Origin of the sequence: Bradyrhizobium sp. 195, assembly GCF_023101665.1 — a bacterium.
Taxonomy (GTDB): Bacteria; Pseudomonadota; Alphaproteobacteria; order Rhizobiales; family Xanthobacteraceae; genus Bradyrhizobium.
The window spans coordinates 7,904,817-7,918,175 of the sequence record NZ_CP082161.1 but is presented as its reverse complement, the minus strand read 5'-3'; the positions used below and the strand labels follow the sequence as shown (position 1 = coordinate 7,918,175).

Here is a 13,359-nt window from a genome sequence, read left to right as displayed (position 1 = left end):
ATCACTCCGCCGCTTTGCTTGCAGGCGGCGGAGGCGCGAAGGCGATGCAGCGGTTGCGGCCTTCGGCCTTGGCCTGGTAGAGCGCGTGATCGGCCGCGCCCATCAGCGCGTCGATGCCGGACATGCTGACCGTGGCCTCCGCGATGCCAATGCTCACGGTGACGCCGAACTCAATCTCGCCGGCAACGATCTGCGCGCTCATCACGCGCTTGCGGATGCGATCGGCGACAGTCCTCGCCCGCGACAGGCTGGTCTCGGGCAGGAGAACGGCGAACTCCTCGCCCCCAAGGCGGCCGACGATGTCCGATTTGCGCTTGCCGTCGAGACACGCGGCGGCAACCGCCCTGATCGCGGCGTCGCCCACGGCATGGCCGTAGCGATCGTTGACCGACTTGAAGTGGTCGATGTCGAGCATCAGCACCGAGACGGAGCGATAGTAGCGCTGAAACCGGCTCCATTCAGCCTCGACGCTCTCGAGGAAGTGGCGGCGGTTGTAAAGGCCGGTGAGCGAATCGGTGGTGGCGAGCGTCTCCAGCATCGCAGCTTTCTGCGTCAGGTCGGTGATGTCGATATAGGTCAGCATGCGGCCGCCATTCGACATCGTGGTGCAATGGGCTCTGATGCGCCGTCCGTCCGGCGTCTGCAGATCGCGCACATGGTCGCCAGCCGTGACCTCCTCGACGCGACGCGCCGGAAATCTCGCGATCTCGTTTGTCGGAAGATTCGGCGCGCTGGCGCGATGCAGGCGCCGCACGAGCGACGAATAGGCCGGCCGGCTCGCGGCCTCGTCTTCGCTGACCTCCCAAAAGCGTCGCATACGCCGGTTCATGAAGGTGGCGTGCAGGTCGGAGTCGAGAAGGAGGACTCCATCCTGGACATTCTCGAGCGCATCCCGCAGCAGCTTCAGCTCGTCGGAGGCGCGCACGATGTCCGTGACGGGCGTATAGGTCAGCATGCGCCCGCCATCGGGCAAGGGCGTGACCTGGACACGCACGACATCGCCATTGGTCCGGCGCAGATCAATCGGCGTCGGATCACCGGCCTCGATCACGCGGACGCGTTCCGCCACCAGGGCATCGAGTTCGGGATCTGGCACTTCATAGGCGCCGGTGTCACGGCCGTGATGGAGCAGCGTGAGGATGGATGGGTTGCTGTCGGCAACTTCGTCAGGCAGGCGCCACATCTTGCGGAACGACCGGTTGATCAGGCGCGCCCTGAGACTGGAGTCGAGCAGCACGATGCCGGTCGGCACATGATCGAGCGCCGCGCGCAGCGCCAGCATCTGGCTGCGCATCAGCGCGTCGGACGAGCGTTCCCGCTCCTCGCCGACCGCTCGCTCGACGCTGCCTGGCTGCTCGAAGGCGATCCCGACCTGACGGCCCGACCGCCAGATCACACGGCAGGTCAGGATATCGCGCCCCGCGAACCTGAGCTGGAAACGCTCGGGTACGCCAAGGCCGCTTTCCATCTCGAGCGTCGCGGCGTCTTCGGTCAGCCGGCGCACGACGCAGTCGATCGAAGACTGGCCGAAATTGAAAAAGATCTTCCCAGCAAGGAACGTCCGTTCCGGAACCAAGCGGGACATTCGCAGCCTCCAAAGCGAAAACGACGGGACGAACACGGCACCAAACAGCCGGTCCAGTCTCGCTCAAGGTTCCTTGCGGCGATGTAACGCGATCAGGGATTTTGGATGACGATTAACGATTGGTTGACGAGCGAGGTGGGGTGACCGTGGCCGCACTAATTGCGGATGGCGTAGAGCGGCGTCCGCAGCGTCACCTGGTAGGACGGTTTTGGCGTCCACGCGATCTGCGCGGTGATGCCGAACAGGCGGTTGTCGTTGTCGTCCATGCGGTCGAGGTCGAGCCTAAGGATCGGCTGGGTGAAGGACGCCGCCAAGGTCCGGCCGGCGAGCTGCGCGCCGCCGAACGACTGCATGCCAAGGCGCCCGGTGAACTTCCAATTGCTCGGCCATTGGTAATAGCCGCCGGCATAGAGGATCGTGTTCGGCCGGATGCTGGCGAGCTGGCTGGCGATGTCGGTGTGGGTATATTGCACGCCGGCCAACCAGCCCCGCGTCTCGTCCTCGTCGAGCGCGTAGTCGAATTCCAGGATGTTGTTGAACGAATTCGTCATGCCCTGCTCGTTCGGCACCGATTGGGTCAGGGTCGATTGCAGTGTGATGGTCGGGATCTTCCCGCCGTTCTGTTGATAGAGGTCGGCCTGGACGCCGATGTTCCAGCTCGTGATGTCGAACGCCGACCAGCCGCCGCCGATGTCGGTCGTCGAGCCCGACACACCGCCATAGAGCGAGACGCGATCGCTGACGTCGACCGTCAGCGGCAGATCGACGGCGATCGATTTCGCGGCCGGCAAGCCGTTCGGCAAGCTTGCGCCCCGGCGCGCCGCCAGCGCCTGGAATGCGGCCGACAATGACGTGTTGCCGAAGCCGAGCCCGAGCGTGCCCGCCGGAATCGTCGCATAGATCGTACGGAGATCGAGATAGATGTTTGGTACGGCCGGCTTCGCCGGTGCGCCGTCCCCGTCGTCGGCAGCGAAGCCCGCGCGGGTCGAAATCGTCAGACAAAGCAGCCCCATCGCGGCAGCGCGCAGAGCCTGGCGATGCATGGGGTTATGATCGAGCACGAGACAATCCGACGCGCGGCGATTTGGTGACGGAATTCTTCCTAGATGGAACGTGATCGTTGGTGCGGTCAAGCGCTATTGCAAGCGGTGGACTGCACGGACGTGGGCGGCTACCTTGTGGTGATTGCACCGACACACACACGCCGGCCGGGGTGCAGGCGAGACAATGGAAGGACGACAGCCATGAACACGTCACGCCGCATTCTGCTCACTGGTCTGGCGGGGCTCGCTGTTGCTCCGACGGCCGTGGCCGCCATACCGACGTCCGCGCCTGACGACGTGACGGTCGCCGAGGAGCGCTTCGCGCGCACCATTGCGGCTGCGCATGCGCCAGATGTCACCTGCGCAAGGCAGGCCGAACGTTATGCGGATGCACATTGGCCTGAATATGTCGTGGCCGCCAGGGCTGTGCTCGACGCGCGGGTGTGATCCGCGCTACTTCCCCACCGCTCGCCGCACCTGCTCGCCGATCTGCGACAGCACGAGCTGCGCCTGCGGAAGGATCGCGCCCATGGCGTGGAAATTGTGAACCATGCCGTCGTGGCAGACATGCTCGACGGCGACGCCAGCAGTGAGCAGCTTGCGGGCATAGGCATTGCCTTCATCGCGCATCGGGTCGTACTCGGCCGTGTGGATGATCGCGGTCGGCAGGCCGGTGAGGCGTGTTGCGCGCAAGGGAGAAACGCGGGGGTCGGCGGTGTCGACGCCGTCAGGCAGATAGTCGGAAAGATCGGCCTCGATGGTGACGCGATCGATCAGATGGCCCTCGGCAAAGGCCTCGCGTGAGGGCGAGGTTTCCTCGAAATCCAGCACGGGGCAGATCAGGCATTGCGCGGCGATGGCGAGGCCAGCGGTTTGCGCCGCTTCCTGGCACACGATCGCAGCGAGCGTCGCACCGGCGGAATCGCCGCCGACCACCAGACGGTCCGCGTCGATGCCGAGCGATGCGGCCTCGCGCGCAACCCATTCGGTGGCGGCGATCGCATCGTCGACGGCGGCAGGAAATCTGTGCTCCGGCGCAAGCCGGTAGTCGACCGAGACGAGACGGCAACCGGTCGCATGCGCCAGCGCCGCTGCGATGCGATCATGCGTGGCGATGCTGCCGGCGACGAGGCCGCCGCCATGAAAGAACACGAAGCCGGGCGCGCGCTCCTCGGCATTTGCCGGCGTGTAAAGGCGATAGGGCAGTTCGCTGGCGCGGCCGGGCAGCACACCGTCGCGTGTCGTCACATCCGGCGCATCGGTGCGCGCGAACTGCATCAGCTTGGCCAGCGATTGCCGCCGCGCCTCCACGCTCGGCCGGCTTCTCGCCTGCGGCGCGGCCGCAGCCATCATGGTCAACAAGCGCTTTGCGAGCGGGTCGAGCGGCATCTTCCTTCTCCCCTTGTGGGAGAAGGTGGCGCGCAGCGCCGGATGAGGGGTTTTCTCCACAAATGAGCTCGCGGATAGATACCCCTCACCCGTCTCGCCGCTACGCGGCGAGCCACCCTCTCCCACAAGGGGAGAGGGTAACTCACCTAGTCGCCGCAGCAAATCGTTTAGAAATTGGGACAATAGTGCCTGGGTATTTCCAAGGGGAGGCCGGTCATGGCCGAAATCAAGAAGCCGATCGAATATTCGCCGAGCTGGACCTTCTTCGAGGGCAAATGGCACGACGGCAATGTGCCGATCATGGGTCCGCGAACGCATGCGGCCTGGCTCGGCTCGGTGGTGTTCGACGGTGCACGCGCGTTCGAGGGCGTCGCGCCCGATCTCGACCGTCACGTCGCGCGCGCCAATCAATCCGCGATCAATTTTGGCCTGAAGCCGGTGGTCGATACCGGCACCTGGCTCACGCTCGCAACGGAAGGCATTGCGCGCTTTGCGGCCGATGCCGAGCTCTACGTCCGTCCGATGTATTGGGCGCAGAACGGCGCGGGCGGCGGCGTCCTGTTCGACCCCGAGAGCACCAATTGGTGCCTGTGCATCTACGAGGCGCCGATGCCAAAGCCCGTCGGCAACGCCATCACCCTGTCGCCGTTTCGCAGGCCCACCGCCGAATGCACGCCGGTCGAGGCGAAGGCGGCCTGCCTCTATCCGAACAATTCGCGCGCGCTCGCGGAAGCAGCTTCCCGCGGCTTCCAGAACGCGCTGATGCTCGACATGCTCGGCAATGTCGCGGAATTTGGCAATTCCAACGTGTTCATGGCCAGGGACGGCGTGGTCTATACGCCCGTGCCCAACGGCACGTTCCTCAACGGCATCACGCGCCAACGCGTCATCAATCTGCTTCGCGGCGACGGTGTCACCGTGGTCGAGAAGACGTTGCGCTATGCCGATTTCCTGGCCGCCGACGAGATCTTCTCCACCGGCAATTTCGCCAAGGTCGCCCCGGTGATCCGCATCGACGAGCGCGAGCTGAAGCCGGGCCCGTTCTACACCAAAGCGCGCAAGCTCTATTGGGACTTTGCGCATGCGGTGAGGCTGGCGGCTTAGGCTCGCATGCGCGCCACGGACTCCGCTGTCATCGTCCGAGAAGGCGGACGATCCAGTATTCCAGAGGCAGCAGTGATTGACCCGATGGGCCGCGGCGTACTGGATGCCTCGCCTGCGCGGGGCATGACACCGACTTCTTAGCTCCGCCTCCGAAACCGGCTGAACTGAAACGCCTGCGTCGAATTCCACGGCGTGTGATGCGTCTCGCCGCGCGTCTCGACCAGCTCGAACTCCGGCCCCAGCTCCGCTGCAAGGCTGGCGCTGTCATGGCGCTGCACCGGCAAGCCGCTGCATTTCTCCGGACCGTCGAGCGCAAACGTCGCGATGATGACGTGGCCGCCGGGCGCAACCGCAGATCGCAGACGCTCGACATAAGCAGCCCTGTCGCGGGGATCGGTCAGGAAGTGAAACGCCGCGCGATCATGCCATACATCGTAGATCCTCGCCGGCCGCCACGTCGTGGCGTCGGCGACGATCCAGTCGATCGTCGAGGCGGCTTGGCCAATTCGGCGCTTGGCCGCCTCGAGCGCGTTGGCGGAAAGGTCCAGCACGGCAACATCGCGATATCCGTCGTGCAAGAGAGCGTCGACCAGCCGCGAAGCGCCGCCGCCGATATCGATGATGGCGGCGTCATGATCCGCCGTCGCCGCGCGGATCATCTCGAGCGAGATCGCCGGGTTGTTCTGAAACCAGCTGACTTCCGTCTCGCCCTTGGTGGCGTACACGTGCTCCCAATGGCCGCTTCGGTCAGGCAAGGCGCGTGCTCCGGACTAAGCCGGCATGAACAGCGAACGAGGCAGCATCGCTCTCAACCGGCAGCTTGCGCACCCACCACATGGGGGCGCGCCAGCACAGACGAAAGAGCTATTCGTCCTTCTTTGACATCCGCTCCAGGCGTTCCTGCATTTCCTTCATCTGCTGGCGCAGATCGTCGATGTTGCTGTCCTTCGGGGTCTCTGCGGTCGCGTCCGGCTCGGTCTCAGCGCTTGTCGCCGACCGCGGCGGGACGAAGGGCTTGAACATCGAAAAAGTCTGCTGGAACAGCTCCATGTTGCGGCGGACCTGTTCCTCCAAAGGAGCAAAAGGAGTGCCGGACAGGCTATTGGCGATCTGCTTGCGGAACTTCTCTTGCTCCTGGGTCAAGGTCGCGATCGACTGCTCCAGATATTTCGGCACCACCATCTGCATGCTGTCGCCGTAGAAGCGGATGAGCTGGCGCAGGAAGGTCGTTGGGAGCAGGTTCTGGCCGGCCTTGTTCTCCTGCTCGAAGATGATCTGGGCGAGCACGGAGCGGGTGATGTCGTCGCCGGTCTTGGCGTCATAGACCAGGAAATCTTCGCCATCCTTGACCATCGCGGCGAGGTCTTCCAGCGTCACATAGGTACTCGTCCCGGTGTTATAGAGCCGGCGGTTCGCGTATTTCTTGATGGTGGTGGGTTGGTCTGATTTCGCCATGGGCTCTCACTTGCAAGCGCGGAGAACGGGAACCCGGCGGGCAATGCCGCAGGGCGGGAAGAGTACGCAACGCAACAAAATAAGCATTTTCAAAGGGGTCACGCTACCGTTTTGTGCGGCACGGTTAATTGCGGAGCAAAATCTTGCTTGCGAAAGCGCCAAGAACGCTATTTTGAATGCGCCGCGGCATGAATTCGGTCGCCGGCCGATTGACATGCCTCAACGACGTTAACAGGATGGCCGACGAGACTGGCGAGCCGTATTCCTAAGCCCCGCCTGCCCCTTTCAAGAAACCTCAAGCCTCAGGAGATGCCCATGTCAGACGATGTCGTCATCGTCAGCGCCGCCCGCACCCCGGTCGGAAGCTTCAACGGAGCCTTCGCGACCCTTCCCGCCCACGATCTCGGCGCCATCGCCATCAAGGCGGCGCTGGAGCGCGGTGGCATCGAGCCCGGCCGGGTCTCGGAAGTCATCATGGGGCAGATCCTGACCGCCGCCCAGGGTCAGAACCCGGCCCGTCAGGCCTCGATTGCCGCCGGCATTCCGGTGGAGAGCCCGGCCTGGGGCGTCAACCAGCTGTGCGGCTCGGGCCTGCGCACGGTCGCGCTCGGCTACCAGGCGTTGCTCAACGGCGATTCCGAGATCGTGGTCGCCGGCGGCCAGGAATCCATGAGCATGGCCCCGCACGCGCAATATCTGCGCGGCGGCGTCAAGATGGGCCCGGTCGAGTTCGTCGACACCATGATCAAGGACGGCCTGTGGGATGCCTTCAACGGCTACCACATGGGCAACACCGCCGAGAACGTGGCGCGGCAGTGGCAGATCACCCGTGCCCAGCAGGACGAGTTCGCGGTCGCCTCGCAGCAGAAGGCCGAGGCGGCGCAGAAGGCCGGCAAGTTCAACGACGAGATCGTCCCTGTCACCATCAAGTCGCGCAAGGGCGACGTCGTCGTCAGTGCCGACGAATATCCCCGTCATGGCGCAACGATCGAGGCCATGGCCAAGCTGAAGCCCGCCTTCGAGAAGGAAGGCACGGTCACCGCAGCCTCTGCGTCCGGCATCAATGACGGCGCGGCTGCCGTGGTGCTGATGACCGCCAAGCAGGCGGCCAAGGAAGGCAAGAAGCCGCTCGCGCGAATCGTCTCGTGGGCGCAGGCCGGCGTCGATCCGAAGATCATGGGCTCGGGCCCGATCCCGGCCTCGCGCGCCGCGCTGAAGAAGGCCGGCTGGAACGTCGGCGATCTCGACTTGATCGAGGCCAACGAAGCTTTCGCGGCGCAGGCCTGCGCGGTCAACAAGGACCTCGGCTGGGATACCTCCAAGGTCAACGTCAATGGCGGCGCGATCGCGATCGGCCATCCGGTCGGTGCCTCCGGCGCGCGCGTGCTGGTGACGCTGCTGCACGAAATGCAGAAGCGCGATTCGAAGAAGGGCCTTGCCACGCTGTGCATCGGCGGCGGCATGGGCATCGCGATGTGCATTGCGCGCGACTGAAGATGGCTGACACGTAACTGACGTGTCATGCGCGCGTGCGCTGCACACATCGGTTAGTGCGTTGCACGCGACTAAAAAGGCAGCGGTTGCAAATCAAATATTCTTCGCAACCGCGCAAGCCTCGACTAAAGAGAAACGCCCGGCTCAACGCCGGGCGTTTTGTTCTTGATGTCCGTCAAACGTCCCGCATAATCCGCAGTTAAAAAACGATCACGTCAGAAACGTCCGAAGAGTCCAAGGGAAGGAATACGACATGGCACGTGTTGCATTGGTCACGGGTGGTACGCGGGGCATCGGTGCTGCGATCAGCAAGGCGCTGAAGGCGGCCGGCTACAAGGTTGCGGCGAGCTATGCCGGCAACGACGCCGCGGCGGATAAGTTCAAGGCGGAGACCGGCATTGCCGTCTACAAATGGGACGTCAGCAGTTTCGACGCCTGTGCCGAGGGCGTGAAGAAGGTCGAGGCCGATCTCGGTCCGGTCGAGGTGCTCGTCAACAATGCCGGCATCACCCGCGACACCGCCTTCCACAAGATGACGCTCGATCAGTGGAACGCCGTCATCAACACCAATCTCGGCTCGCTGTTCAACATGACGCGCCAGGTCATCGAAGGCATGCGTTCACGCAAGTTCGGTCGCATCATCTCGATCTCGTCGATCAACGGCCAGAAGGGGCAGTTCGGTCAGGTCAACTATTCCGCGGCGAAGGCCGGCGACATCGGCTTCACCAAGGCGCTCGCGCTCGAGAATGCCAAGGGCGGCATCACCGTGAATGCGATCTGCCCCGGCTACATCAACACCGAAATGGTCCAGGCGGTGCCGAAAGACGTTCTGGAGAAGAACGTGATTCCGCAGATCCCGGTCAACCGGCTCGGCGAGCCCGAGGAGATTGCGCGCGCGGTCGTGTTCCTCGCGGCCGACGAGGCCGGCTTCATCACGGGCTCGACCATGACCATCAATGGCGGCCAATATCAGGCCTGAGATAGCGCAAGCTAAAAGCCTGTAGCGTCAGGCGCGACAAGGCGATAGTGAAGACGAAAATGCCCGGCCTCGTGCCGGGCATCATCGTCCTCAGGCCTTTGATTGATGACCCCGCGCACAGCCACGCTGATTGGATTGACCGCGATCCTGATGTGGTCGCTGCTGTCAGTGATGACGGTGGCGACCGGAAGGATCCCGGCGTTCCAGCTCGCCGCGATGACCTTCGCGATCGGCGGCCTCGTCGGTCTGCTCACCTGGATCGGCCGCGGCGAAGCGGCGAAAAGCCTGCGCCAGCCGCTCGTCGTCTGGGCCGTCGGCGTCGGCGGCCTGTTCGGCTATCACGCGCTGTATTTTCTCGCCCTGCGCTTCGCGCCGCCGGCCGAGGCCGGCCTGCTGAATTATCTGTGGCCGCTCCTGATCGTGCTGTTCTCGTCGTTCCTGCCGGGCGAGCGGCTCGCCCTGCATCACATCGTCGGCGCGGTGCTCGGCCTTGTCGGCACCGTGCTGCTGTTTGCCGGCAACACCTCTGGCTTCGCGCCGGGCCAGGTGCCGGGACTGGTCGCCGCCTTCATCGCTGCGTTCGTCTGGGCGACCTATTCGGTGCTGTCGCGCCGGCTCAAGGCCGTGCCGACCGATGCGGTCGCGGGATTCTGTCTGGCCACTGCAGTGCTTGCCGCGCTGATGCATGGCCTGCTCGAGACCACGGTGTGGCCGGAGACGAGCTTGCAATGGCTCTCCGTGATCGCGCTCGGCATCGGCCCCGTCGGTGCCGCCTTCTACGCCTGGGACATCGGCATGAAGCGCGGCGACATCCGCGTGCTCGGCGCCGCCTCCTACGCCACGCCGCTGCTCTCGACCGGCTTCCTCATCGCCGCCGGTTTTGCCAAAGCCAGCGCCAACATCGCGATTGCCGCGATCCTGATCGCCGGCGGCGGCCTGATTGCGGCGAAGGACATGGTGCTGCGGAAGAGGTGAAGGGAGCTAGGGCTCCCAGCCCTTTGGTGCGAGCTCGAAGCCTGCGAACTCGAACGCCGGAGCGACGGTGCAACCGACCAGCGTCCACTCGCCCGTGGTCTCGGCGGATTGCCAGGCCTGCGCCGGCACGATCGCCTGCGGCCGGTCGCCATTCGCAAGGTCGGTGCCGAGGCGCACCACATGCTGCGAGCGACCGTCATGAGCGATGCGCAGCGTCAGCGGGCTGCCGGCGTAATAATGCCACGTCTCGACCGCGTCGACGCGATGCCAGTGCGAACGCTCGCCGCGTGCGAGCAGGAAATAGATCGAGGTCGAGCGCGACCGGCCGTTCGTGTCCGTGGTCTGGTCGCGGAACGTCTCGCGGTAATGCCCGCCTTCAGGATGCGGGCGGAGTTCGAGGCGCGCGATGATCTCGGCTGCGGTCGGCATCGATTCCCGTCAGGACTAGGTCTTCAGGACTTGTTCTTGCGCTCGCGCAGCTCGCCGAACACCGCGGCGGCATCCGCGCCCTTCATGTGCAGCCTGGCCGCGACCGACGGTTCATCGGCGCGCAGGAACACGTTTGCCCGCTTCTCCTCGCCAAGCAGTGTGGGAATGGTCGGTTTGTTCTCGGCCCGGAGCTTCGCCACCTCCGCCGCGCGCGCCTGGAGCGCCGCATTGTCGGGATCGACGGTAAGCGCGAACTTGACGTTGGAGGCCGTGTATTCGTGGCCGCAATAGAGCTTGAAGTCGTCGGGCAGGGCACGCAGCTTCAGAAGCGAATCCCACATCATCGGATAGGTGCCCTCGAACACGCGCCCGCAGCCGATCGAGAACAGCGTGTCGGCGGCGAAGACCGTCTTCTCGGTGTCGAACACGTAGGAGATGTGGTCGAGCGTGTGGCCGGGCGTCTCGATCACGCGCGCCAGCAGGTTGCCGATCTTGATCACGTCGGCATTGGCGACACGCAAATCGACGTTCGCGATCGCAGTGGTCTTGTCGTGCGGCGCGACGACGCGGCAATTGTATTTGCGCTTGAGTTCGGCGACGCCGCCGACATGATCGCCGTGATGATGGGTGATCAGGATGTCGGTGAGCTGCCAGCCCTCGCGCTCCAGCGCCTTCAAAATCGGGCCGGCCTCAGGCGCGTCGACGGACGCCGTCGCCTTGGTTTCCACATCGTGGATCAGATAGCCGAAATTATCGTTTAAACAGTTGAAAGTACGAATTTCGGCGGCCATGTCATCTCCATCGCGCTCAGCCCCGCCAGACAAATATGGCGTTAACGTCGCGCAGGCAATGCAATATTCCGCGCGCGGCGCCGGCCTTGCGCATGTTACATTGCGGTCATGACCATCGACGTCGTCGACCTCCGCGAGTTCTATTCCCGCCGCCTTGGGATTGTGGCGCGGCAAATGATCAATCGCGGCATCAGGGAGCGCTGGCCGCGTGCCGACGGCCACCGCGTGCTCGGCCTTGGCTATCCCACGCCCTATCTGGGGTTGTTCCGGGAAGATGCCGAGCGCTGCATCGCCTTCATGCCGGCGGCTCAGGGCGTCCTGAAATGGCCGACGGGACGGCCGGCGTTGGCCTCGCTGGTCGACGAATTCTCGCTGCCGCTTCCCGACGCCGCGGTCGACCGCATCCTGCTGGTCCACGCGCTGGAGATGTCGGACGATCCGGCCGCGCTGCTGCGCGAGGTGTGGCGCGTGCTGTCGCCGTCCGGGCGCGTGATCGCGGTGATCCCGAACCGGCGCGGGGTGTGGACCCGCACCGACAGCACGCCGTTCGGTCACGGCCGGCCCTATTCGCGCTCGCAGATCACCGATCTGTTGCGCCAAACCTGGTTCACGCCGACTGCCTGGGGCGAAGCGCTGTTCATGCCGCCCTACGCCGGCGGCTGGGTGCTGAAATCGGCGCAGATGTGGGAGCGCGCCGGCGCCGCGCTGTCGCTGCCCTTTGCCGGCGTGCACATCGTGGAGGCCACCAAGCAGGTCTACCGCGCGATCCCCGCCAAGCGCGAACGGGCGCGGCTCATTCCCTCGCTCGCCAAGCCGGTGCTGGTGCCGTCCTCGACGGTGACGCGCAGCTGAAAAAAATCGTCCCGGCGAGGCCGGGACGATTTCAGATCGGAAGACCAGAAGAAGCTTACTCGCCGGGCGCGACTTCGTCGCTCGAGGCGGCTGGAGCTGCCTCGCGCTCGGGGCGCGGACCATGCGGCCGGCGCCGCCGGCGCGGATAGCGTTCGCCACCGCCGGCACCGCCCTCGAAACCGGCCTGGCCGCCATTGGCGCCGGCATTCACCTGCGGCTGCGCGCCGGTGATGAAGGACGGCAGGCGATCGACGCTGCCGGCATCGGCGATGACGGGCTGCGGCTGGTTCGCGGGCAGCGGCTGCGGCTGATATTGCGGCTGCGGACGATGATCGCGCTCGCGGTGCTCGCGCGGCTGCTGGTTGTCACGCTGATAGGGCTGCTGCTGATTGTCGCGTTGCTGATGATCACGCTGGTGATGATCGCGCTGGCCGTCGCGCTCGCGCACGAAAGACTGCTGCGGCGGCTGCGGGACGAAGCCCGGCTCCTGGCCGAAATTCGAGAAATTCTCGCCGTCGTCTTCGCCGTCGTCGCTATGGCTGCTGACCGGCTCGTCACCGCGCGGCTGCTGGTTCTGGCGGAACTGCTCCTGGGCCGCCGCGATCAGGCGGAAATAATGCTCGGCATGCTGGTAGTAGTTCTCGGCCGCAACGGGATCGCCGGAGGAACGCGCGTCGCGCGCGAGCTGGAGATACTTTTCAGCGATGTGCGAGGCGGTGCCGCGAATCTTGATGTCGGGTCCGTTGGACTCATAGACCCGGGTCATCGGGTTCTGGCTGCGCCGGTTGTTGTTGTTGTTATTGTTGTTGTTGCGGTTGCGCATCCGCTGCTTGTTCTGACCGTTTCTCATGTCCTGCCTTTAATTCCAGCCCTAAAGGTTGCACGCATTACTGATTGCTAGGAGTGACCTGGCGACAGCGGTTCGCATCGCTCACGCGCACCGCGCGCAAGCGGATTGATCCCTGCCGATGTTCGTCGACCATCGCGCTCAACAAAGACGCGTTTCCCCACCCGCCAGCATTGATCGCCAGCGAACCCATTCATTTCGCCTGCCGAAACAAGCCCAGCTTTCTTGCGTAAGTCTTCAAGCGCAATATCAGGCTTTCGTTCACTTTGCGGTCGGAGAGCAGCGCAGCTCCACTGGCTATCGCGCTTCACAGGACCTGCGGCTTGGAACCTATATCAGTAAAGCTCTCGCCCGAGAGCCCGGCTTTCGCCCGTAGGTCTACGGGGCCGGCACCGATGTGTTGACCGGAACGTAGT

Annotated in this window: 14 protein-coding genes; 6 read left to right on the top strand and 8 right to left on the bottom strand. The window is 64.5% G+C overall.

Annotated features, from left to right (window positions below; all coding sequences use genetic code 11):
• Window position 1: 1 nt before the first annotated feature.
• Together IVB26_RS36925 and IVB26_RS36920 are read right to left on the bottom strand one after the other, a co-directional pair.
• Entirely contained in the window at window positions 2-1,585 is a 1,584-nt protein-coding gene (locus tag IVB26_RS36925; protein WP_247969776.1) for a sensor domain-containing diguanylate cyclase, read from the bottom strand.
• Window positions 1,586-1,740: 155 nt separating this feature from the next.
• Window positions 1,741-2,613: a hypothetical protein gene (locus IVB26_RS36920; protein ID WP_247973363.1), complete on the bottom strand. Its 873-nt coding sequence runs from the start codon at window positions 2,611-2,613 to the stop codon at window positions 1,741-1,743.
• A gap of 216 nt (window positions 2,614-2,829) precedes the next feature.
• Between IVB26_RS36920 and IVB26_RS36915 the strand changes: the two genes are divergently transcribed.
• Complete coding sequence (locus IVB26_RS36915; RefSeq protein WP_247969775.1) at window positions 2,830-3,075, top strand: hypothetical protein; 246 nt, start codon at window positions 2,830-2,832, stop codon at window positions 3,073-3,075.
• A gap of 6 nt (window positions 3,076-3,081) precedes the next feature.
• Here IVB26_RS36915 and IVB26_RS36910 read toward each other — a convergent pair whose 3' ends face one another.
• Window positions 3,082-4,017, bottom strand: coding sequence for an alpha/beta hydrolase (locus IVB26_RS36910; RefSeq protein WP_247969774.1), 936 nt, complete (start codon window positions 4,015-4,017; stop codon window positions 3,082-3,084).
• A gap of 216 nt (window positions 4,018-4,233) precedes the next feature.
• Here IVB26_RS36910 and IVB26_RS36905 point away from each other — a divergent pair, with 216 nt between their 5' ends.
• Window positions 4,234-5,121, top strand: coding sequence for a branched-chain amino acid aminotransferase (locus IVB26_RS36905; protein WP_247969773.1), 888 nt, complete (start codon window positions 4,234-4,236; stop codon window positions 5,119-5,121).
• Between the two features lie 137 nt (window positions 5,122-5,258).
• Here IVB26_RS36905 and IVB26_RS36900 read toward each other — a convergent pair whose 3' ends face one another.
• Window positions 5,259-5,876, bottom strand: coding sequence for a class I SAM-dependent methyltransferase (locus IVB26_RS36900; RefSeq protein ID WP_247969772.1), 618 nt, complete (start codon window positions 5,874-5,876; stop codon window positions 5,259-5,261).
• A gap of 109 nt (window positions 5,877-5,985) precedes the next feature.
• A complete protein-coding gene (gene phaR, locus IVB26_RS36895; protein WP_247969771.1) occupies window positions 5,986-6,576 on the bottom strand; it encodes a polyhydroxyalkanoate synthesis repressor PhaR in 591 nt (196 codons plus the stop codon).
• Window positions 6,577-6,891: 315 nt separating this feature from the next.
• Between phaR and IVB26_RS36890 the strand changes: the two genes are divergently transcribed.
• From IVB26_RS36890 to yddG, 3 genes are all read left to right on the top strand, one after another.
• Complete coding sequence (locus tag IVB26_RS36890; RefSeq protein ID WP_246927929.1) at window positions 6,892-8,070, top strand: acetyl-CoA C-acetyltransferase; 1,179 nt, start codon at window positions 6,892-6,894, stop codon at window positions 8,068-8,070.
• 253 nt (window positions 8,071-8,323) lie between these two features.
• Window positions 8,324-9,049, top strand: coding sequence for an acetoacetyl-CoA reductase (phbB, locus tag IVB26_RS36885; RefSeq protein WP_246927927.1), 726 nt, complete (start codon window positions 8,324-8,326; stop codon window positions 9,047-9,049).
• Between the two features lie 105 nt (window positions 9,050-9,154).
• Window positions 9,155-10,024: an aromatic amino acid exporter YddG gene (gene yddG, locus IVB26_RS36880; protein WP_247969770.1), complete on the top strand. Its 870-nt coding sequence runs from the start codon at window positions 9,155-9,157 to the stop codon at window positions 10,022-10,024.
• A 6-nt stretch (window positions 10,025-10,030) separates the two neighbouring features.
• Here yddG and IVB26_RS36875 read toward each other — a convergent pair whose 3' ends face one another.
• Entirely contained in the window at window positions 10,031-10,453 is a 423-nt protein-coding gene (locus IVB26_RS36875; RefSeq protein ID WP_247969769.1) for a cupin domain-containing protein, read from the bottom strand.
• A 23-nt stretch (window positions 10,454-10,476) separates the two neighbouring features.
• The gene (gloB, locus tag IVB26_RS36870; protein WP_247969768.1) at window positions 10,477-11,244 is read right to left on the bottom strand and encodes a hydroxyacylglutathione hydrolase; all 768 of its coding nucleotides are present in this window, start codon (window positions 11,242-11,244) and stop codon (window positions 10,477-10,479) included.
• A gap of 108 nt (window positions 11,245-11,352) precedes the next feature.
• On the opposite strand from gloB, the gene IVB26_RS36865 reads away from it, so the two are divergent.
• Window positions 11,353-12,096: a methyltransferase domain-containing protein gene (locus tag IVB26_RS36865; RefSeq protein ID WP_246927899.1), complete on the top strand. Its 744-nt coding sequence runs from the start codon at window positions 11,353-11,355 to the stop codon at window positions 12,094-12,096.
• 55 nt (window positions 12,097-12,151) lie between these two features.
• Here the strand turns inward: IVB26_RS36865 and IVB26_RS36860 are convergent, their stop codons facing one another.
• The gene (locus tag IVB26_RS36860; RefSeq protein WP_247969767.1) at window positions 12,152-12,946 is read right to left on the bottom strand and encodes a DUF4167 domain-containing protein; all 795 of its coding nucleotides are present in this window, start codon (window positions 12,944-12,946) and stop codon (window positions 12,152-12,154) included.
• Window positions 12,947-13,359 lie beyond the last annotated feature (413 nt).

Excerpts from the sequence above, each read along its gene's own strand:
- IVB26_RS36925 (WP_247969776.1), bottom strand. The coding sequence starts at position 1,585 with ATGTCCCGCTTGGTTCCGGAACGGACGTTCCTTGCTGGGAAGATCTTT.
- IVB26_RS36915 (WP_247969775.1), top strand. The coding sequence starts at position 2,830 with ATGAACACGTCACGCCGCATTCTGCTCACTGGTCTGGCGGGGCTCGCT.
- IVB26_RS36910 (WP_247969774.1), bottom strand. The coding sequence starts at position 4,017 with ATGCCGCTCGACCCGCTCGCAAAGCGCTTGTTGACCATGATGGCTGCG.
- IVB26_RS36905 (WP_247969773.1), top strand. The coding sequence starts at position 4,234 with ATGGCCGAAATCAAGAAGCCGATCGAATATTCGCCGAGCTGGACCTTC.
- phaR (WP_247969771.1), bottom strand. The coding sequence starts at position 6,576 with ATGGCGAAATCAGACCAACCCACCACCATCAAGAAATACGCGAACCGC.
- IVB26_RS36890 (WP_246927929.1), top strand. The coding sequence starts at position 6,892 with ATGTCAGACGATGTCGTCATCGTCAGCGCCGCCCGCACCCCGGTCGGA.
- phbB (WP_246927927.1), top strand. The coding sequence starts at position 8,324 with ATGGCACGTGTTGCATTGGTCACGGGTGGTACGCGGGGCATCGGTGCT.
- yddG (WP_247969770.1), top strand. The coding sequence starts at position 9,155 with ATGACCCCGCGCACAGCCACGCTGATTGGATTGACCGCGATCCTGATG.
- IVB26_RS36875 (WP_247969769.1), bottom strand. The coding sequence starts at position 10,453 with ATGCCGACCGCAGCCGAGATCATCGCGCGCCTCGAACTCCGCCCGCAT.
- gloB (WP_247969768.1), bottom strand. The coding sequence starts at position 11,244 with ATGGCCGCCGAAATTCGTACTTTCAACTGTTTAAACGATAATTTCGGC.
- IVB26_RS36865 (WP_246927899.1), top strand. The coding sequence starts at position 11,353 with ATGACCATCGACGTCGTCGACCTCCGCGAGTTCTATTCCCGCCGCCTT.
- IVB26_RS36860 (WP_247969767.1), bottom strand. The coding sequence starts at position 12,946 with ATGAGAAACGGTCAGAACAAGCAGCGGATGCGCAACCGCAACAACAAC.